Source organism: Oceanobacillus phoenicis (assembly GCF_047238145.1).
Taxonomy (GTDB): domain Bacteria; phylum Bacillota; class Bacilli; order Bacillales; family Amphibacillaceae; genus Oceanobacillus.
Genome location: NZ_JBDFME010000001.1, coordinates 293,990 through 315,574 on the forward strand (window position 1 = coordinate 293,990; position 21,585 = coordinate 315,574).

18 protein-coding genes are annotated in these 21,585 nt (G+C 35.3%); 4 read left to right on the forward strand and 14 right to left on the reverse strand.

Annotated features, from left to right (window positions below):
- The first annotated feature begins 284 nt into the window (after nucleotides 1-284).
- A complete protein-coding gene (locus ABC346_RS01550; RefSeq protein ID WP_413233224.1) occupies nucleotides 285-824 on the forward strand; it encodes a dihydrofolate reductase family protein in 540 nt (179 codons plus the stop codon).
- A gap of 14 nt (nucleotides 825-838) precedes the next feature.
- On the opposite strand, the gene ABC346_RS01555 is transcribed toward ABC346_RS01550, so the two are convergent.
- On the reverse strand, nucleotides 839-1,342 hold the full coding sequence (locus ABC346_RS01555) for a GNAT family N-acetyltransferase (protein WP_413233225.1): 504 nt from the start codon (nucleotides 1,340-1,342) through the stop codon (nucleotides 839-841).
- A 210-nt stretch (nucleotides 1,343-1,552) separates the two neighbouring features.
- Here ABC346_RS01555 and ABC346_RS01560 point away from each other — a divergent pair, with 210 nt between their 5' ends.
- Nucleotides 1,553-3,010, forward strand: a complete 1,458-nt coding sequence (locus ABC346_RS01560) for a SulP family inorganic anion transporter (protein ID WP_413233226.1) — start codon at nucleotides 1,553-1,555, stop codon at nucleotides 3,008-3,010.
- Between the two features lie 44 nt (nucleotides 3,011-3,054).
- Here the strand turns inward: ABC346_RS01560 and ABC346_RS01565 are convergent, their stop codons facing one another.
- The 9 genes from ABC346_RS01565 to ABC346_RS01605 all read right to left on the reverse strand — a co-directional run bounded on the left by ABC346_RS01565 (nucleotide 3,055) and on the right by ABC346_RS01605 (nucleotide 16,099).
- Nucleotides 3,055-3,573, reverse strand: a complete 519-nt coding sequence (locus tag ABC346_RS01565) for a GNAT family N-acetyltransferase (protein ID WP_413233227.1) — start codon at nucleotides 3,571-3,573, stop codon at nucleotides 3,055-3,057.
- 465 nt (nucleotides 3,574-4,038) lie between these two features.
- On the reverse strand, nucleotides 4,039-7,107 hold the full coding sequence (ileS, locus tag ABC346_RS01570; protein ID WP_413233228.1) for an isoleucine--tRNA ligase: 3,069 nt from the start codon (nucleotides 7,105-7,107) through the stop codon (nucleotides 4,039-4,041).
- Nucleotides 7,108-7,458: 351 nt separating this feature from the next.
- On the reverse strand, nucleotides 7,459-8,670 hold the full coding sequence (locus ABC346_RS01575) for an MFS transporter (RefSeq protein WP_413233229.1): 1,212 nt from the start codon (nucleotides 8,668-8,670) through the stop codon (nucleotides 7,459-7,461).
- A 140-nt stretch (nucleotides 8,671-8,810) separates the two neighbouring features.
- Nucleotides 8,811-11,420, reverse strand: a complete 2,610-nt coding sequence (locus tag ABC346_RS01580) for an ABC transporter permease (RefSeq protein WP_413233230.1) — start codon at nucleotides 11,418-11,420, stop codon at nucleotides 8,811-8,813.
- Nucleotides 11,417-12,100, reverse strand: coding sequence for an ABC transporter ATP-binding protein (locus tag ABC346_RS01585; RefSeq protein WP_413233231.1), 684 nt, complete (start codon nucleotides 12,098-12,100; stop codon nucleotides 11,417-11,419). The genes ABC346_RS01580 and ABC346_RS01585 overlap by 4 nt, the downstream gene beginning before the upstream one ends.
- 95 nt (nucleotides 12,101-12,195) lie before the next feature.
- Entirely contained in the window at nucleotides 12,196-13,197 is a 1,002-nt protein-coding gene (locus ABC346_RS01590; RefSeq protein ID WP_413233232.1) for a sensor histidine kinase, read from the reverse strand.
- Complete coding sequence (locus ABC346_RS01595; RefSeq protein ID WP_413233233.1) at nucleotides 13,184-13,894, reverse strand: response regulator transcription factor; 711 nt, start codon at nucleotides 13,892-13,894, stop codon at nucleotides 13,184-13,186. Before ABC346_RS01595 ends, ABC346_RS01590 begins: the two co-directional genes overlap by 14 nt.
- Before the next feature lie 568 nt (nucleotides 13,895-14,462).
- Nucleotides 14,463-15,029, reverse strand: a complete 567-nt coding sequence (locus tag ABC346_RS01600) for an NADPH-dependent FMN reductase (protein WP_413233234.1) — start codon at nucleotides 15,027-15,029, stop codon at nucleotides 14,463-14,465.
- An 11-nt stretch (nucleotides 15,030-15,040) separates the two neighbouring features.
- Complete coding sequence (locus ABC346_RS01605; protein ID WP_413233235.1) at nucleotides 15,041-16,099, reverse strand: LLM class flavin-dependent oxidoreductase; 1,059 nt, start codon at nucleotides 16,097-16,099, stop codon at nucleotides 15,041-15,043.
- Between the two features lie 149 nt (nucleotides 16,100-16,248).
- On the opposite strand from ABC346_RS01605, the gene ABC346_RS01610 reads away from it, so the two are divergent.
- Complete coding sequence (locus tag ABC346_RS01610; RefSeq protein WP_413233236.1) at nucleotides 16,249-16,617, forward strand: winged helix-turn-helix transcriptional regulator; 369 nt, start codon at nucleotides 16,249-16,251, stop codon at nucleotides 16,615-16,617.
- A 412-nt stretch (nucleotides 16,618-17,029) separates the two neighbouring features.
- On the opposite strand, the gene ABC346_RS01615 is transcribed toward ABC346_RS01610, so the two are convergent.
- Genes ABC346_RS01615 through ABC346_RS01630 form a run of 4 tightly spaced genes read right to left on the reverse strand, consistent with a single transcriptional unit; the run spans nucleotide 17,030 to nucleotide 19,876 of the window.
- Nucleotides 17,030-17,644 carry a class I SAM-dependent methyltransferase gene (locus tag ABC346_RS01615; RefSeq protein WP_413233237.1) on the reverse strand — a complete coding sequence of 205 codons (615 nt, stop codon included), beginning with the start codon at nucleotides 17,642-17,644 and terminating at the stop codon, nucleotides 17,030-17,032.
- 21 nt (nucleotides 17,645-17,665) lie between these two features.
- Nucleotides 17,666-18,643: an HD domain-containing protein gene (locus ABC346_RS01620; RefSeq protein WP_413233238.1), complete on the reverse strand. Its 978-nt coding sequence runs from the start codon at nucleotides 18,641-18,643 to the stop codon at nucleotides 17,666-17,668.
- 22 nt (nucleotides 18,644-18,665) lie between these two features.
- Entirely contained in the window at nucleotides 18,666-19,070 is a 405-nt protein-coding gene (locus tag ABC346_RS01625; RefSeq protein WP_413233239.1) for an NUDIX hydrolase, read from the reverse strand.
- The gene (locus tag ABC346_RS01630) at nucleotides 19,067-19,876 is read right to left on the reverse strand and encodes a GNAT family N-acetyltransferase (RefSeq protein WP_413233240.1); all 810 of its coding nucleotides are present in this window, start codon (nucleotides 19,874-19,876) and stop codon (nucleotides 19,067-19,069) included. The genes ABC346_RS01625 and ABC346_RS01630 overlap by 4 nt, the downstream gene beginning before the upstream one ends.
- Nucleotides 19,877-20,073: 197 nt before the next feature.
- On the opposite strand from ABC346_RS01630, the gene ABC346_RS01635 reads away from it, so the two are divergent.
- A complete protein-coding gene (locus ABC346_RS01635) occupies nucleotides 20,074-21,360 on the forward strand; it encodes a helix-turn-helix domain-containing protein (protein ID WP_413233241.1) in 1,287 nt (428 codons plus the stop codon).
- Nucleotides 21,361-21,585: the final 225 nt, after the last annotated feature.

Below are 21,585 nucleotides of genomic sequence, written 5' to 3' on the forward strand. Positions count from 1 at the left end.
TAGCCACTTCATCAACAACCGCCTTATGATTATTCATCTAATATAAGCCCAAAGTCAAAATATCTTGCTGCATTGTAGTAGGATATATCTTGAATAATCTTTCCTAGTAATTTTAAATATTTATTTGTTTTATTTCACTGGTTAGCAACCAAATGGTTTTTCTTTGCAAATTCTCGATGGTAAACTTCCTGCTTTCGATGTGAACCTACTTTGATAATAAAGCAATTAAAAAGAAATTTGATATATCTAAATTCATTAAAATATGTCTAAGGAGTGTGGTAATCGTGGGAAAATTAACATGGCACATTATGCTAAGTATCGATGGCTATTATGAAGGAATTGCAGGTGACTTATCCTGGCATCACGTCGATGATGAGTACCATTCTTTTGCTTTTGGAAACCTTCAACAAGCTGATCTTATTCTATTTGGTAAGAAAACATATGAACATATGGAAGCTTACTGGAATACAGAAGTAGCACTAGATGATAACCCATCTATTACAAGAATTATGAACGAAAAACCTAAACTTGTTATTTCGAAAACTCTGACTGAAGCAAATTGGAAGAACACTACATTGTTAGGCTCAGATTATCAAAATAGTATTGAGCAATACAAGAACAATAACGAAAATATCGTTTTATTAGGAAGTGGAGATCTAGCCCTATCGCTTATCAAAAATGATATTATTGACGAGTATCAATGTATCTTTAATCCCGTTATATTAGGCGGTGGAAAGAAGCTATCTCACACTCACTCAAAAGCATTAAAATTAAGTTTAATGCATCGATTTAAGTCAGGAAATATTCTTCTGCAATATACATAGTTTAAAAGAAAGACCTAATTTCTTTTAAACTCATGTTTTAATAGGGACATTACATGTAGTGATTCATATGTTTCTCCTACTTTCAAACACTCTCGTAATGTTCCTTCTACAGTAAATCCTTCTTTTTTGTAAAGATTAATTGCTTTTTTATTATCGGTTTTTACTTCTAACCACATTCGATGCGCTTCAAAGGAATTAAACGCCCATACTTTAATTAAACTCAATGCTTCTTTCCCAATGCCTTTATCTTTTATTTCTATGGCAATACGGACGAGCTCTATACTTTTATTCGTATTGGTCAATCCTTTTAAAATAATAAATCCGACATTGCGATTCGTAATTTTCTCAACAACGATCAGATAATAGGAATCCTCCTCCTGCATAGTCTCGCGATGCTGTTCCTCTGTCCAAGGTAGAATATGAGGTTTATTCTCTTCATTATTCTCTACACTTATCATATACCCAATATCATTGTTCGTTGCTTCTCTTATGTATATTTGATTTGAATGAAATATCAATTCACATCACGTCCATTCTAACTACTTATTCATAGATTAATATTATTTTATCTATATAGTAAAACTTTTTCAATTACTTGTTAGATGATTTTGAATTATTTATAAAAACGTTTCAAAAATAACTGCTTGTTATTTCATAATATTTATTGTAAGTTATTATGGTGTTTAAAATCTGTCTATTAATTTATTTGAATAAAAGAGGTATTCATCATGGAACAAACATGGAGAGAACAATGGTTTGGAAACATAAAAGGAGATATACTTGCAGGAATTGTTGTGGCACTTGCATTAATTCCTGAGGCAATTGCATTTTCTATAATTGCAGGAGTAGATCCAATGGTTGGGCTTTATGCTTCCTTTTGTATTGCAGTAGTCATTGCCTTTGTAGGCGGACGCCCAGGTATGATATCAGCTGCAACAGGTGCTATGGCTTTATTAATGGTAACTTTAGTTGCGAATCACGGAATCGAATATTTGTTAGCTGCTACAATCTTAACTGGTGTTCTGCAAATTTTATTTGGTGTATTTAAACTAGCACGATTTATGAAATTTGTTCCTAGATCCGTAATGACTGGTTTTGTTAATGCATTGGCGATTCTAATCTTTACATCTCAATTACAACATTTTGTAGGAGAAACATGGATAATGTATGCTTTAGTAGCTTTAACTCTAGCAATTATATATCTATTCCCTAGAATCACTAAGGCAGTACCGTCTACTCTAGTAGCAATTATTGTTATTACTATTATAGTATTAACCATGAATATAGGTATACGTAATGTTGGCGATATGGGCGAATTAACACAGACGTTACCTATGTTTGCTTTACCTAATATTCCATTAAACATGGAAACACTACTGATTATCTTTCCATATGCACTTGCTTTAGCAATCGTTGGTATTCTAGAATCACTATTAACCGCTAATATTGTTGATGATATGACAGACACTGAAAGTAATAAAAATAAAGAAACTAGAGGTCAAGGAATTGCTAACATTGTAGCTGGTTGCTTTGGAGGAATGGCTGGATGTGCGATGATAGGACAATCTGTTATCAATGTGAAATCTGGTGGTAGAGGACGTCTTTCTGCATTAGTAGCTGGTGTGTTTTTAATGTTCTTGATTTTAATTTTAGGAGATATTGTCGTACAAATACCAATGGCAGCTTTAGCCGGAGTTATGATTATGGTATCGATTAGTACATTTGATTGGAGTTCGGTTGTACATATTCACCGTATCCCACGTACCGATGCAACAGTAATGATAGTTACTGTCGGAACCGTTGTATTAACGCATAACCTAGCATATGGTGTTCTTGCAGGCGTTCTTCTCAGCATGGTATTCTTTGCTGCTAAGATTTCAAAAGTTAAAGTGATAACCAATTTAGATAGTAATTCGAATAAAAGGTATTATACTGTACAAGGTCCGATATTCTTTGCATCTGTGACGGACTTATTATCACAAATTAATTTTCATGAAAGTGTAAGTAGCGTAGAAATAGACCTTAGTGACTCACATATTTGGGATGACTCCGCAGTCGGTGTTTTAGATAAGATAAAAACAAAGTTTGAGACAAATAATATATCTGTCCGAATTACAGGTATGAATAAAGAAAGTTCGCAACTTGTTCAATCGATGGAGCAACTTTCTAACAATTCCATGCATTAACATGAAAAACGCATATCCAACAAAAAGGATATGCGTTTTATTATTTATAACATCTTTTCATATCGACAATGTTCATGATTGGTTCCTTGATAATCATAACCAAGATTACGATAAATGGAATTAAGCTTCTCATTATTCTCTACACAATCTAGCCGAATCCGCTTCATTCCTTGTGTCTTTGTATACGTCTCCATCCAAGTCATAACATCACTACCAAGTCCTGTTCCTAATCGAGAGTGATCAACCGATAGCCTATGTAAATAAAAGGCATCATCACTCGATTGCCCCCAAATATTTTTATCCCAAGGATTTTGAATTTCATATAATGTGAAGGTAGCTATTAGCTCGTCACCTTCTTTTACAACAAAGGTATTCTTATCCTCAATCGCTTGTTTGATTTCTGGATCTTCTCCACCTTCATTTAGAAACTCCCATTGTTTAAGACGACTCTCCTGTAACCAAGAGGAGACTCCCTTTAACAAACGGATAATGCCTTTCATATCATCCTTTTCTGCAATGTAAACGTGTTGATCTTTATTGATAGAACCTATATGTTTAGACATTGTTTTTCCTCCTTATCCTAATAATTATTCGACATAAATAAGGAATATTCCTGCTTTTTGTATATAAATTAAATTATCCATATTTGCGGAATGAAAATAACGATCATCATATTTCAAACGCTGTTTTTATAAAAGGAAGAGGAAAAATTTTCACACCGATTATGGATATGCAGAGAAATTATAGGAAGGGGTGGGTAAAGCTGTAGGATAAAAACATTATAGGAAAAAGGTTGAGACAATAGTATTTACTCAAAAGTTAAATCTGAATGAACTGGTCTTGACAATAGGCTTCAAAAATATACTGCGCTGATCCAGTGGAAGGTAGTGAGCCTCCAGACACCTATACATCGGGGCTCATCTATGCCTTGCTTCCACAGGAGTCTTAAATATATTTCTTACGCTCATTCTCTAGTTATCATCCGTCTTTTGAACAAAACTTTTTGTTATGTCCCAACCTTTTCTACTTTAAGAAATAAACAATCCCATGTCTGAATCATTTACTTTTACTTGTTTCATATCATCTTTTTCAGCAAATTGAAGACCGTTGATAATCAATCCATCATGAATCAATGTATCAAAATCTTTTAATATACGTTCAGCATTTTCATCAGTATTCACGTAAACATCAACTCGTTGTTCAACAGGAAGATTAAGTTCTTTACGATAAGTCTGTACTGCGCGAATAAACTCTCTTACAAATCCTTCTTCCTTTAGCTTTTCTGTTAAGTTCGTATCCAAAAGAAGAACGAAGCGATTTCCTTCAAACAATTGATACCCTTCTTGCCCTTTTTTCTCTACAAGAATATCCTCTTGTTCAAGAGTTACACTACTTCCATCTGCAAGTTCAACAGTAATTTGACCGTTTGCTATGAACGTATCTTTCTCGTCTTGAGATAAGTTTTCCACTTTTGATTTTGCTTGCCCTACTTGCTTTCCTAATTTCGGACCTGCAACTGGGAAGTTAAGTTTCATTTCTGTATCTAAGAAGTCTATAGTGTCTGTTTTAAAGCTAACTTGCTTTACATTAATCTCTTCCTCAATAATAGAAGTATAAGACTGTAATCCAGTACGCAATTGTTGATCATTTGGAACTACTACCAATTCTGCTAATGGTTGCTTTGTTTTTATATTTACTTCATTACGCAGAGAACGCGCTCCTTCAATGACCTCAAGTACACCTTGCATATCTGTTTCTAGCTTTTCGTCAATTGCTTTTTCATCTACTTTCGGAAAATCGGATACATGTACACTATCCCCTTGCAGCTTTGTATAAATGTCATCTGAAACAAATGGCGTATATGGTGCCATTAATTGTGTTAGCTTTGTAAGCACTTCATGTAATGTAGTGAAAGCAGCTTTCTTATCCTCATTCATTCCACTACTCCAAAAACGCTGTCTGGAACGACGTACATACCAATTACTTAACTCTTCTACAAATAATGCAATAGATCTGGCACCTTTTGTAATATCATATTGATCAAGGCTAGTTGTTACTTCTTTAATCACCGAATTCATTCGAGATAAAATCCAACGATCCATAGTTGTTTTAGCATCACCTGCATGTTCTTTAACATTAAAGTTATCAATATCAGCATACATAGAGTAGAAAGAATACACATTTAACAGCGTATCAATCACTTTTGATTTTGCTTGACTCACTGTCTTTTTCGAAAAGCGCTTATTATTCCACGGTGAGCTATCTGCAAGCAGCGCCCAGCGAAGTGCATCTGCGCCAAATTCTTCAATAAGTTCTACAGGATTTAAAGCATTCCCTTTACTTTTAGACATCTTCTGTCCATGCTCATCCAAAATATGTCCGAGAGAAAGTACACGTTTGTATGGTGCTTTTCCTGTGAATAGCGTGGATACCGCTAACAGACTGTAGAACCAACCACGTGTCTGATCGACTCCTTCAATAACTACATCAGCTGGGAACTGTTTATTAAATAGTTCATCGTTTTCAAACGGGTGATGATATTGTGCAAATGGCATCGATCCACTGTCAAACCAAACATCAATAACTTCCTTTGTACGATGCATTTTGCCGCCACATTCACAATCAAACGTAATTTTATCTACATATGGTTTATGCAATTCAATATCCTCCGGTACGTCATTATCTGCGAAGTCCCGTAACTCTTTAATCGAGTGAGGAGATTTTTGTTTACCACAATCGTCACATACCCATACATTTAATGGAGTTCCCCAATAGCGATTACGCCCGATATTCCAATCGACCAAATTATCAAGGAAGTTACCAAAACGTCCATCACGCATATGATGTGGGAACCACTCCACCCCTTGGTTATTTTCTTGCATTTTTTCTTTTACAGCGGTAGTTTTAATAAACCATCCTTCCATTGCATAGTAAAGCAATGGTGTATCGCATCTCCAGCAATGAGGGTAGCTATGTTCATATTTCTGTTTTTCATAAAGCGTATTATCTTTTGCTAGCATTTTTATGATATCTACGTCACTATCTTTCACAAATTGTCCAGCAAGTGGAGCTATGACATCCTTATATCTTCCTTTTGAATCGACTACATTTACAAAGTCCATACCTTTTGCCTGAATAGCGTTATAGTCGTCTTCCCCGTGTGCTGGGTTTAGATGAACAATACCTGTACCACTTGTATCTGTAACAAAATCTGCACCGATAACATAGTGACCATCGTCTAAAGAAATAAAATTAAATGGAGCTTCGTAATGGATACCGATTAAGCCTTCTCCAGCAACTTCTTCTATCACTTCGTATTCTTCACCTAAAACGGAATTTGCTAACGATTTGGCGACGTAATAGATTTCGTCACCCTGTTTTACTTTTACATAGGTCAGTTCTGGATGAACTGCAAGTGCAACATTTCCAGGTAATGTCCAAGGAGTTGTCGTCCATCCAAGGATAAATTCATTGTCTTTACCTTTGATACGGAATTTAGCAGTTACCGATAAATCAGTGACATCTTTATAACCTTGCGCTACTTCATGAGAGCTTAAAGATGTTTCACAGTTTGGGCAATATGGTACTACACGATGGCCTTTGTAAAGCAAGTCTTCATCATGAATCGTTGCAAGTATATTCCAAACAGACTCGATATATGGGTTATTTAATGTTTTATATGGGTCTTCCATATCTACCCAATACCCAAGCTTATCCGTGAATTCCTTCCACTCATTTTCATAAACAAAGACGCTTTCTTTACATTTTTCAATAAAGCGTTCTACACCAAATTTCTCAATATCATCTTTCCCACGAATATTAAGCTGTTTTTCCACTTCCAATTCTACTGGTAGACCATGAGTATCCCAGCCCGCTTTACGTAATACTTGATAACCAGACATTGTTTTATAACGGGCAACAAAATCTTTAATTGTACGTCCTAAAGCATGACCAGCATGTGGCATTCCATTTGCCGTTGGTGGGCCTTCATAAAATACATACGTTTGTTGACCTTCTCTATTTTCAATGGAGCGTTGAAACGTTCTATTGTCTTTCCAATGTTTCCTCATACTGCGTTCACGTTGTGCGTGATCCATTCCATTCACCTCTTCATTAAATTAAAAAAACTCGAATCCACCACGTAGAATCGAGTATTACCATTATTAGACAAAAATAAAAAACCATCGTAGCGGTTTTTTCTAATTAGCACTACGTACCATCATACGCGTCCAAAATATCGGTTGGAAGCCGTCAAAGTTTACCAGTTACCGTTCAACTTTGCTTCTCGGAGAGGATGTTCATTAAGCTTCCTAACATTGACTTTCAGCAATTGTCAACTCTCTGTAGATAAGACGTGCCTAATTACTCGTTCTCGTCATCGAATTATTTCATATTATTAACTGTAAGAATATAGTATCGAAAGCAAGAAAGAAAGTCAATATAATGAACTAGGATGCGTCTTGATATAAATTCTCATAAGCTGGTTTTAATACAAAAAACATATACATTATCGATAATATGAACATCGAAACAGATAATCCAACGATTGTGCCTCGCAACGATATCATATCTGCCAGTACACCTACCGCTAGAACAATTAATACTTGCAACATACTTTGAATCAAATCAAAGATACTCGTCACTCTCCCCATCAAATCGACAGGGATATTATTTTGATAAAAAGTCATCATTCCAGCATTTAAAAACACAATAAAGAACCCGATGATCATAAATCCAATCGTAATGGATAAGAATGACCACGAAAGTGCATAAATAATATATCCTACTGCCACAAACATTAAACCTATGACTATCATCATCCGCAATGATAATCTATTGGAAAATAAGGATAATAGAACAGCCCCTATGACTGAACCAACACCCGTAATACTAACTAGTAATGTATAGTCTACTTCTGAAAGGCCAACCACCTGTTGAGTGAATACTACTTCTTGTGCGTCCATCGCAAATGTACATAACAAAACTAGAATAAAACCAAAGTATATTCCCGTTACATATCGATTATGTTGCATAAATGACTGTACAACCGTAAAATCTTTTACAACTTGTTTAATAGTCAATTTTGGTATTTGATCTATTTTCTTTTCCTCTTCTGGAAGAGGGATTAACAGAACTGCTGATAGCAGGAAAAAGATGGAATTAATCCATAAGGTTACCTCAATAGAAGTAGTGTATATTAATGCACCACCTATAGATGGGCCAATGATAAACGCACTAGATGAAGCAAAAGAACGAATAGAGTTAAATCTTTTTCTCATCTCTTTTGGAACAACCATCGTAACATACGTCATCGAAGCTGGGCTAAAGAACGCCTTCGCTAAGCTTAAAATGATTAAAACACTATATAAAAGTATAATATTATTCGCAAATGGGAGAATGCATATAAAAACTCCTCGAAGAACATAAGTTATCATCATCACTTTACGTTTACTACGATAATCAATAAAACTTCCTGTCCAAAACTTTGCAAATATGTTGGTTAATGGTCCAATTAACCAAAGTCCCGCTACTGCGGCTGCAGATCCAGTCATTTGAAATACTAGAATATTAATTGCTACTAAATGAATGAAATCGCCAATATTTGCAATTCCTATCGATGTAAGTAACAAGGACGGATGTTTCCAATTATGTATACCCATTCGATCACCTCAACTATCTTTATTCAATATTCTTCTAAACGGTAGCATTCTCCTTCTATTTCACAGAATGTTCGATAATTTACTCATAAAAAACGCATGTAATTCACCGGACATAATCCTTAATTACATGCGCTTCCTAATTAAATATTTTCTTGTCTTAACGTTTCAATAATATTATCGTCCTTAATTTTCGATATAGAATATAACATAGCTACACTAACAATGACAAATACAGCTAATATAGCAATTCCAATATTAATCCACGGTAGAGAGAATGAGTAGGAAAAAGTATTCTGTGACTGATTATAAATTAAATACATAACACCGATACTAAGCGGCAACCCGTATAAAAGAGACTTCAACCCGTAAAAAACACTTTCAAATTGAATCATTTTACGGAAGGCTTTAGGTGTCATCCCAATCGACTTCATGGTGGCGAATTCTCTTCTTCTTAATGCTACACTCGTTGAAATAGTATTAAAGATATTCGCGACAGAGATCAATGTTATTAGCGTAATGAATCCATAAACAAATATAGAAAGGATTAACGTCATCTGTCTATCTTGTTGTTCATAAAAATATTGATTGGCAATATGAAGTTCACTAGCTGCTTCTAATCCTTCCATATGTTCTTGTGTACTTATCGGATCTTCCGTTTGAATATATAATGTCATTGCATCTGGTTGATAATTTGTCCGTTCATCAATGGCGGCCAATGTCTCTTCAGATACCACAAAAAATAATGTGTTCGGTGAGGCATGAAAATATCCCATCGGAAAATGATCGGTTAAACCAGCTATATCCACATGGGATACTCTTTCATAGGAAGCTTCTCCAGTCTCTTCATCGTAATTTTCTTCAGCTGCTATCACCGAATCTCCAACTTCTGCATCAAGCACTTCTGTTTCTACATACTTGCCCTGATTATCATCTGGGTAGGATACATGATTAATTAGTATGCCTTCCCCTTCATCTATGTCACTGTATGAGATTTCATTTTCTTCAGCATAATCTCGTAAAGCTTTATCATCCAAAGCAATAAACTCCATGAAATATTGTACTCCTTGATCACTAATATAATCAGAAGCATTTTCCAAAGATGTAATTGGCTCCCCTGCTATTTCCTCTTTTACGATCCCAGTCATATACATTTTTTGATACATTATTGCGTCATTTACTTCTTGAAGTCCTTGGATATTATTCATTACTTGTTTCAACTCTTCCACCCCACCATAACCAGTAGAAGAAGAGGCGGCTATATCATAATTTAATTGATTTGATTGTAATTCAAATGATTTTGTCAGCGTGCTCGTAAAGTACCCTACGGATAAAAATAAAACTATACTTACAATTAAAGATAGAACTGTAACATTGTACCGTTTCTTATTTCGTTTAAGATTTTTTAAAGCAATTTCCGCTTCGTAGCCAAATATTTTTCGCACAAGTGGATTTGCTTTCACTTTTTTCTTTGTTAGTTTTATATCTTTCGATTGCCGAATAGCATCAATTGCAGTTACTTTTGATGCTCGAATCGCTGGAATATATGCTGAAATCATAATCGTGATAAAAGAAATTACAACCGCAATCCCGATTGAACCAAATGATGCAACGAGCTGTAAATCCACATCAAACTGAGCTGCGGAAAGAATTCGGTTTACAAAATATAACGTAATTCCTATTCCTAACAGTCCCGCTCCTACACCCAAAGGTATACTAATTAAACCAATAATAATTCCTTCAAAAAATACAGAGTTCCGCTTTTGCCGTTTTGTCGCTCCAATACTAGATAACATCCCTAAGTAACGTGATCGTTCAGATACAGAAATGGCAAATGCATTATATATAAGCGCTATGGAACCTATCATGATAATAACAATGATGATTGCCATTAAGCCAAAAACAGTCGTCAATGCACCTTCGTTCGATGATACTAAATATGATTCGAGAAGGTTATCATTAAAGCGAATTTGTTCAAGGTCTATGTTTTGCTTCTTGGCAAACTCTGGAATAGCATCAAAAAGCGAGTTTGAAATATCATTGCTTTTCACAAAAACTGTTACATTTTCCTCTGTGGCAAGAATGTCTTCATCAATATACGAAAGCATACTATATCCAGGTGACCAAGAATAATCCCATAGAGGTTCTTCTATTGTTCCAACAACTGTAAACGTATGTTCATCTGTATTTCTTAACTCCTCTGCCAATCCATCTTCCGCTTTTTCTGCTGATACGGATTGATTTAGTGGGCCTTCCCCTTCCATCTCTTCTGATAAGGAATAACGTTCCCCAACTTCTAATGTAATTGAATCGCCAATTTCTTTATCATAACCTGATTGTAATAACTTTTCAGATAGAACAACCTCGTCTGATTTCTCCGGAAGCCGACCATCCTGTAATTTGACTTGAAATTGGTCCATTCCTGCTTTATTTAATTGATGAACATACACATAAGGTTTACTTCCTTCACCGTCTAATGGAGCAAACCCGAGTTCATTCATTAGAGCAATAGTATCCGTTTTGTCATGCTCTTTCACTGCTTGATATTGTTCTTCATTTAAATCGTTATAGCTATAATGCCATTCTCCAGTATTTTCAATAGTTTGACGCTGATTTAGATCTAAAAAAGACAGACCTAATGTTGCTACTGCGGTAATCATGGCTACAGAGATAATTACCCCTATAATGGTGACAAGGGTACGTCGTTTATTCTCTTTCAAATGCCTTAATGTCACTTTATTTACGATATTCACGGACGGATCACCTCATCTTTAGCAATCCTTCCATCTTCAATTGAAATAACACGATCTGCTTGTAGTGCAATTCGATCATCGTGTGTAATAACTATGAGTGTTTGATTATATGTGCGGTTAAACAGTTTTAATAGATCTACTATTTCTTTACTGTTCTTACTATCTAAGTTACCAGTAGGTTCATCCGCTAAAATAATAGATGGATTACTAATAAGTGCTCTTCCAATGGAAACACGTTGTTGTTGTCCACCAGATAATTGATTTGGCAAGTAACTTAAACGTTTCTGTAAACCCAAAATGTCTACTACTTCTTTAAAATGTTTTTGATCTACTTTATGGGAATCTAACAATAAAGGTAATGTAATATTCTCTTCCACAGTTAATATCGGTAATAAATTATAAAATTGATAAATTAGTCCAATTTGTCTTCTTCTAAATATCGCTAATTGTGTCTCATTAAGTTGATACATGTCCGTGCCATCAACAAATACCTTGCCCTCTGACGGTTGGTCAACTCCACCAAGTAAATGAAGTAATGTAGACTTACCTGAACCTGACGGACCAATTATTGCTACAAATTCGCCTTTGCTTACCTTAAACGATACGTTATCCAATGCTTTTACTGCTGTGTCACCTTTTCCATACACTTTAGACAAGTTTTCTATTTTTAACATTTCCATAAATTATCCTCCTAATGTATTGCTTTACTTTCATCATACTTGTCTAAAATGACGTTCCGGTGACTTTTTCAGTGACAATTTCGTCACTTTCTACTTCAAATCACACGTTTATAGAATTTGATGGTAAACATTGTACCCTTTCCTTCTTCACTTGCTACTTCAATGTCGCCTTGTTGATTCGTAATAATGCTATGCGCCATTGCTAATCCAATCCCCACACTTCCATCGGTAGCATTTCCACCTTTATAAAATCGCTTAAAAATATAAGGAAGATCTTGTTTTGCAATTCCCTTCCCTGTATCCTGTATGATAATTTCTGTATAAAGTGCATTCTCGTCAAAGTTTATGGTGATACGCTCACCCTCTGGCGTATGCTCAATCGCATTTTTTATAATATTAATCAACGCTTCTTTCGTCCAATTGTAATCTCCTAAAAAAGTAACATCTTTACTACCAAGCTTTTGGAAATCGATGTCTTTTAGTTCTATCGGTATTTCTAAAGGAGCAATGACCTCATCTACTAAACCAGATACAATAACTCGTTCCTTCGCAAACTGGACGGTACCTGCGTCCATTTTTGATAATTTCAATAAGGAGGATACTAGCCAATCCATGCGTTCCAGTTGTTTACGAATATTATGTGTGAACTCCAATCTTTTATCATCATCCATCGTCTCATCACTAAGTAAATCTGCCATTACTGTCATTGATGTAAGTGGAGTTTTTAGCTGATGCGAGATATCAGAGATAGCATCTGTTAATTTTTGTTTATCTTTTTTTAGGTCTTCACGTTGCTCAGATAGCATTAAGGTCATTTTATAAATATCATTCTTTAATATACTCAGTTCTCCTTCCCGATTATCACGTACATCAAGTGAAGTATCTCCAGCTGATATTTGTCGTAAATAAAGAGAAAGTTTTTCAATTTGTTTATAACGCCAATTTGTCATCCATAAAAAAACAGTAATAATTAAAGAAGTTGATACAAAAACAATAACAGCAGCAACAGTCGAAATAAATGATATCAAAACAGTACTAATTATTAGAATGGCAATGGAGATAAACAAATATCTACGAACCTCATTATTTCTTAACATGTGTATCTACCATCCTATATCCCATCCCTCGAACAGTCTCAATTACTGTTGGATATTGTGCATCATCTTCGATCTTTTTCCTTAGGCGCTTAATATATACAGTTAATGTATTATCGTTCACAAAGTCACCAGCTACATCCCAAATTAATTCGAGTAATTGCTTTCTAGACAGAACTTGCCCGCGATGGTTCACAAAAATCATTAACAAACGATATTCTAAGGCTGTTAATAGTATTTCCTCTTTATCTTTGTACACTTTTCCTTCAAGCGTATGGACGTCAATCGGACCGATAGAAATAATGCTGGATGATTGCTCTATACTTGGTTTACTTTTTTCATAACGCCTGAGAACTGTTTTTATGCGAGAAATTAACTCACGAATCCGAAAAGGCTTCGTAATATAATCATCAGCACCCATATCAAGCCCCATAACAACATTTACTTCATCATCCACTACCGTAAGAAAAATCACCGGGATATCTGCTCGTTGCTTTACCATTTCACAGAGTTCATATCCGCTCCCATCCGGTAAAGACAAATCAAACAAGCAAAGAGATATATCATTTAAATCATTATTTATTTTCATCCGTGCTTCCTGGACTTTATGACAAACTACCACATCATAGCCCTCTTGTTTTAACGAGTACTCTAATCCTGTCGCAATCGTCTTATCGTCTTCCGCAATTAATATATTCATATTGCATTCATCCACCTTTAAGGTTTTAACATTTCTTTTATTCTACATTTTTTCCGTTCAATTATCATCCCTATTACGATCGCTATCGTTTATGAGGGACCATATTCTCTTGTTTTCTCTGATTTCGGGCTCTCATCAGACTTATGAGTGACCAGTTGAACTTGCTTTCTTTTATTTCGGGCGCTCATCGGCCTGATGAAATACCAGTTGAACTTGCTTCCTCTTATTTCGGGCACTCATTAGCCTTATGAGCGACCAGTTGAACTTGCTTTCTCTTATTTCGGGCGCTCATCCTCCTGATGAGGGACCAGTTGAACTTGCTTTCTCTTATTTCGGGCGCTCATCCTCCTGATGAGGGACCAGTTGAACTTGCTTCCTCTTATTTCGGGCTCTCATTAGCCTTATGAGCGACCAGTTGAACTTGCTTTCTCTTATTTCGGACACTCATAATCCTGATGAGTGGCCGTTTTCTCTTGCCTATCCAATTCCGAGCGCTCATTCCATCAAGCCTAAAGACTAAAAAAACTTACCTCCTAAGAGATAAGTTTTTTTCGCACTAAACCGTTATTTAAAAATCATATTTGTCATCTTTTTCTTCTCGAATTTTTTGAAAAGCATGCGTTACATCTATGGTGTCTTCCACTAATCGTTCGATACGGAACTGTACATCAACATTAGTGATTTCTTTTTGATAAAAATCTTTTTCCTCAATAAATACATAGGTTTGCACAATTGTTGCTTTCATGTAACCAAGAATCGGTTTCAAATGTTGTTCTACCGTTAAGAAATGCTTAGTCGAACCCGCTGTCACAATTATGCTTACAACTTTATCTTGGAAAGCTTGCACTGGTAAAAGATCAAAGATATTTTTCAATGCTCCAGGTATGGATGCTTGAAATATGGGAGTACCAATAATGATTACATCTGCTCCCATAAGCTCTTTCGCAACATATCCTGTATCACCTGTATAGTCTAAATAGTTTCTGCCATCACTAATTTGCACGTCATAGTCAGCTAAGTCAAGGAGCAAAATATCTTCCTCTGGATAATTCTCTTTAAACTTTTCTATCGTATAGTTCATTGCCGTTCTCGTTTTTGACCCGACTACTGACCCTGATAATCCTACTATCTTCACGACACATCCTCCTATTTCTTCGCTGTATATTTTCGTACTTGAGGTAGTATCTCATTACCAATGTATTCAATATTCCGCTCTAAGTTTTCAAATGGCACCCCGCCAAAGTCCATTTGGCCAATGTATCGTTGGTGACCAAACATTTCATGTTGATAAAGAATTTTCTCGACAATTTCTTGAGGGCTACCTATATTCATGACATCTCTTGGGTCTGCCCCTTGAGCAAAATGTTGCTTCGGAAATCCTCTTCCGTTGGAGAGCTTCATTCCTTCGTTAATAAAAGGGTACATCTCACGTTGTGCTTGCTGTGTTGTTTCCGCAGCATAAAAGAATCCCGCTGTAGCAATTGGAAGTTGTTCAGGATCATGTCCCCCTCGACGCGCTGCTTCACGGTAAGCATCTATGGAAGTTTTAAAGCTTTGTGCTGGTCCTCCAAGCATCGCAAGGAACATTGGAACACCGGCATATCCAGCTTTAATGGCACTAGCGGGAGGTCCACCTACCGCACGCCATATAGGCATGCTTCCATCTTTAGGACGAGGTAGCACTCTAGCGTCTTTTAAAGGAGCACGAAATTCCCCTTCCCAATTTACAACTTCATTTTCGTTAAGCTTTAATAATAAATCCAGTTTCTCCTCATACAGTTCCTCATAGTTACGTAAATCATAGCCTAATAACTCAAATACTCCCACTCTAGAAGCTCGTCCAGCAATAATCTCTGCCCGTCCACCAGAAATAAGGTCAATCGTCGCAAAATCTTCATACACTCTAACCGGATCTAATGTACTAATTATCGTGGAAGAACTAGCGATTTTTATTTTCTCTGTTGCCTGTGCGATGGCACCCAGTACAACCGAGTGTGCTTGCGTAGCAAAATAATCTTGGTGACTCTCACCAACACTAAAAAAATCAATTCCAGCTTGTTCTGCGAGTTGAGCAAGACGAATAATCTCTTTTAATCGTTGTTCAGCAGAAATGCGCTTATTCGTGTTTGGATCTGTCATGTGATCCCCTAATGTATATAAACCAAATTCTAATCCTTGATTTGGATTGATACGATATTTCTCCATTACCAACACCTCTAATGTTTTGAATTGTCTCTGTTCGATATTTTCTATTAATGCTATTATGAATGATATAGTGTTATTTTAGAAGTACGCACCTAGAAGAAACATAGTTTCCTAAAAGATACTATTGTTATTATGAAAGGGATGAGCAAATGAACATTGATGCTAATCATTGTAGTGTAGAAGATGCCTTAGGTATATTGGTTGGGAAGTGGAAACCAATTATTCTATTACATTTAATGGAAAAAGGAACCGTTCGTTTTAGTGATCTTAAACGTAGTATTCCAGGAGTCACACAAAAAATGCTTACAAAACATCTACGAGAGTTAGAAAATGAAGAGATCATTGATCGGGTTGTATATCCTGAAGTTCCTCCTCGTGTAGAATATTCGATAAGTGAATACGGAAGAACCTTAGAAGATTTACTTCATGCAATGCATGAATGGGGACAGGCTCACACTATGCGTAAACAGCAGAAACTTCAAGAGAACACGAGAACAAAAGCGCAAGCGCCCGTTTAGAAGTAGCGAAATAAAATCTTAACCTCTTCACCTTCCATTTGATAAGCTGTTATCTCTTCAACAACATTTCCTGCCTCTGGTGAATTACTAGAGATCAGTGCGCCCCTGTCTTTCAAGGGGTGGTTCGACTGGTCGAACTTCTTGCTTTGAGATAAAGGAATCACGGTGAGGTGACGAACCGATGATGACTTTCACCACAAAGGTATAAGTGTGACTAAGCCTCATAAAGAACATTCGGCAAGTCTTCTTTATTGTAGGGCGATTTTGTGAAGTCGGTTCGTTTCTGGGCGCTGAAGCTGGACGTGGCAATTTCTTTCTACGAAAATATGAGGTCCAAATATTTATACTTTCTTAGCTTTCGAATTAAACCTCCAATCCATACATTCTTCTCATAGATATGGAGGTTTTTTCCTTATTTTTTTAATATCATTGATTGAAAGCTTAGCTCTCCACCAATAATTTTTTTAGGAATAATATTGATATACTCTACTTTAAAAACCTTTTCTACAGCATCTTGAATCTTTTCATCTGGGTAAAAAGAGAAGAATCTCTTTGGATTGTACGTATCTTTTTCCCAAGCACCTTCAGAATCCTTTCCTCCATATACCCCCATGTAAAAAATCCCTTCAGGCTTTAGTACTCGTTTAATTTCTTGCAATGCACGTGGTAAATCATTCTTTGATATATGTAATAAACAGTTTAGTGACCAAATCGCATCAAAGGTATCATCCGGAAATTCCAAATCAAAGACACTCATTTCTTTCGCATGTAGCCCCTTATCTTTACAAAGCTTTACCATCTCTGGTGACAAGTCCACGCTAGTTACTTCTAATCCTAATTTTTGAAAATAAAGACTGTCCTGACCTGTCCCAGCACCAACTTCAAGTAAATTTTTACTATCTTTTTTCAATATATATTGCTCAAATACATCTCTCTCTTGCCTTTTCCATTCACTAATACGGAGTTTATCTCTTTCCTCCGCCATTTTATTATAGGATTCTATCAGATTCTTTTCAATTGTATTCAATACGATCATTCTCCTTCATATTTAGATTTGTATAATGCGTATCCCAGTTCCTTTTTCAGCTCTTTCTTTAGCATAGTTATTCATTTGTTTAACTCTCGCAGAAACATGAGACACTGGAATAACTTCATCGCCAATAACAACACCTGGATCAATAAAGCGTGGTTTCATTTTTATGTATATATCGAATTTATCGTCAACGGTTTCCACTTGAATACCTTTATGGATAGACTTTAACATCTCTGTTATATCCTTATTTCCCACTTTATTCAATAACTCTAATATCTGACTATCTTGCTTTAGAAAATCATCCTCAACAAGCACATTTTCATCTAATGCATATCTTAATACTTTCGATAACTGATCATAGGCGTATATATTTTTCGGATGTAAAAAATAATCTAACACCTCTTGATAGTAGATTTGAACAAACCACTCTGCAATACTAATGGTACGCAAATACATATAGCCATCCATTATTGTAAGATCTTCTAAAAATTGTTCTATATCTTGGCGTTCAATCTGTCTTGAACGATATAGGTCGCGCAAGGTGTAATCCACACGATCTGCACATAAGTGAGGAGCATCTCGTTCGAGTATTCTCCATTGATCATTATGGAGAAGAATCGTTTGGTAGTTGTATCCATAATTCTCTAATATAGTTGGAATAGTAGATTCTTCAATAAGCCTCTGAAAGATTAACTCATGATAATTTTCTTGTTGATTACCCATCACATGGTCGATGACGTGTGAAAAAGCAGTGTGTGATACATCATGGAGTAAAGCTGCGATTTGTTCTTCCAAAGATCCACCTAATCGTTTTACCAGCAACATAACACCGAGAGAATGTTCAAACCTAGTAACATTCCATTCATCACTTACTAGCGCACTGGCACCACCTTGATAGACACCTTTTAATCGCTGTACAGGATCGCTTTCTACTAAATCCACAAGCACTCCATCAATTTCAAACTCACCATATATCTCATCTACATACAACATTCTACTATCCTCCTGGTTAAACTTATTCTAGTAAACCTTCTAAAAACTTGCGGTCTTCTGGAAATGTTAAATTTAAATCACGTAACTCTAGTAAATTAATCCATCTAATATCATAGATTAATCCACCTGGATCTTGTATATGCATACTCCCGCCAACAATCTTAACTCTATAATATTTTACTTCTACAGATATACCTTTTTCTATTCTGTTTTTAGTCTTAATTGGGTATTTACCATTTAATTTCCCAATATATCCCGTTTCTTCATTTAACTCACGTATACAGCATTCCTCTAGCGTTTCTCCTTCTTCTATCCCACCAGAAGGAACGGACCACGTTTTGATTTCTTCTTTCTTTCCTTGAAGAACCATGAAAACTTCTCTCTGGTTATTTATACAAACTGCCGCTGCACCTATCCATTTGTTCATAGATTTCTCTCGCAAATGAACTTCGTATAAGCTATCCTCATCCCTACCTTTTCCATATTCCGTTGACTAACTGAATCACATGCTGCTTGACCTACTATTAATTTACATCCAGCATCTTTAGCATCTGTCATCCTTTTTTGTAAGAGCTTAGTATGAACACCTTTATTTCTATAATTAAGTAAGGTAGCCGCAATTGCCAAGGTTCCAATACTCCCTTTAATATGAAGCGCCGCTATCCCTACAGCTGTTTCCTCTATTGAAGCTACATAAAATTTCCATTCAGGATTAAATCTTAAAATAGCATTATTCTGTGAAACAGACTTTTCTAGAAAGTAAGGCATATGGAAAGATTCAACATAAATTTTTGCATAAAGATTAAATTCAGATTCATATAACTCTCTTATATGTATATAATCATTTTTGTTCAGATCGTTATTTTTGTTCAAATCATCCACATCTTGATATAACACCTGATGAGAATCTGTTTGGACATATCCCCTGTTTTTTAATATCTCTTTAGTTCTTGCTGTATCATTTGAAGGTATTAACTCAAATCTAGCTGGAATAGATTTATGTTGGTAAAAAGAAAGAATCGTTGATAGCTCTTTTATATGGTCATCTCTAAATCCAATTACTTTATTAAACGAAGGGCCCGGAATTTTTCCTATTGTAAATGCAGTACATGTATCAATATGAAGGAACTCAACTCCCATCGGATTACCTTCCAATTCTTTTATAGAAGTTAATCGTGATAGTAGCACCTGCCGATCGGATTGCTCTACTATATCTATTATCCCGTCTTCCATCTATAATCCCTCCACAACATCCAATACGAAATCTGCTATTCTAGGAATTTGTATTGGTGTCCCCATACAAAATTATACAAATTTACCTATTTTTATTGTTCATTTATATGATTACCGTTAAACTAATAATAACAGACAATTCTAATTAATATACAAAAATAATAATTCTATAGATATATGCAAGGTGGGGGAGAAATATGAATAATATTGGGGACATTATTAAACTAGAGAGACTAAAGCAGCAAATTAAACAAACTCAATTGGCAAAAGGTATTTGTTCCACATCCTACTTAAGTAAAATCGAAAATAATACAACTACAGCAAGTGATGAGGTCATTAATCTTTTATTGCAAAAATTAAATATTGAGCTTTCAGATCAAGAAAAAAATGAGGATGCATTTATTGAGGAAATACGTGCCATTTCTAAGCGAGCTCGAATTTATCGAGAATACAAATTTATTGAAGAAAAATTAAATGAACTGCAATATATAAAGAATATTTACCGTAAAACGACTTTTTTAGAACTGCAATTACTGATTTTACGATTAACACTTTTCTTTGAGGACAAAGAACGTAGTACTTTTTATCTAGATTACTTAGAACAAGAAAAAGACAACTTTACACCGAACCAACAATTTTTATTTTTACAATGCAAAGCGATTTTCCATCATACGTATGCTGATATTCATCAAGCCTTAACGTATTTTAAAGAGGCTTTAGTAATATCAAGTGATATTGTACTAGAAGGATGGGAAAGAGCTGACCATCAATATATGCTTGCCATTGCATATAACTCCTGTGACGAAGTAATTAATACAATAGAATATGGAAAACTCTCTTTAAAGTATTTTCAGCGTGCCTTCATTATCAACAGAACTATTGACTGTTATCTGCTAATTGGAATTGCTTATAAGAAAGGAAATAATCTTAAAGAAGCACTCGATTCTTATGAGCTAGCTTTAAAAATGACAAATGAAACTCGAATGTTAGAGGATGTTGAACTCTTAAAAGGAGTAATTTATCAAAATCTAGGTTCCTTGAGCTCTCATTTACAGCCTGAAAAGGTCATTCCATATTATAAAAAAAGCTTATCCTATAAACAAAAAGCAAATAACAAACTTATTACCATTTTCTCTATCGTAATTGAATATGCAAAATATGAAAAATGGGATAAGGTTTCTTACTGGATAGATCAAGGATTTACCTTAATAAAAAACGCACCGGAAGCTCACCCAAAGTACACGCATCATTTGAAAGTGTATCAAGACCTTGCCAAGTATCAATATATAACAGAAGAAGTAGGTGTGGCAGCAATTAATTACTTTGATGGAATACAAGACCTGAGACATTGTCTAAAATATTCCGGATGGCTTGCTAACGGATTCAAAACAAGAGGAAAGTATAAACTCGCTTCTATATACTTTCAAATGTCTCAAGAATACCTACTAAAACGTATGAACATCGACTATATTGGCGATTTATAGATTTTACATAAAAAGAGTAAACATGTGAGTGGGGGGAAGCTTTTATGCTAATACCACATGTTTACTTTTTCTACTTTAATCATATCATTGATAATATTAGATTTATAGATAATTAAGTTGGGAAACTTACCTCCATTTTTCGAGATATTTTTCAATTTTTATTGATAAGTTTCCTGGAATTTTAATTCTTTACTGCCTAGTAAAATCATTGTTTTACAGCATTAG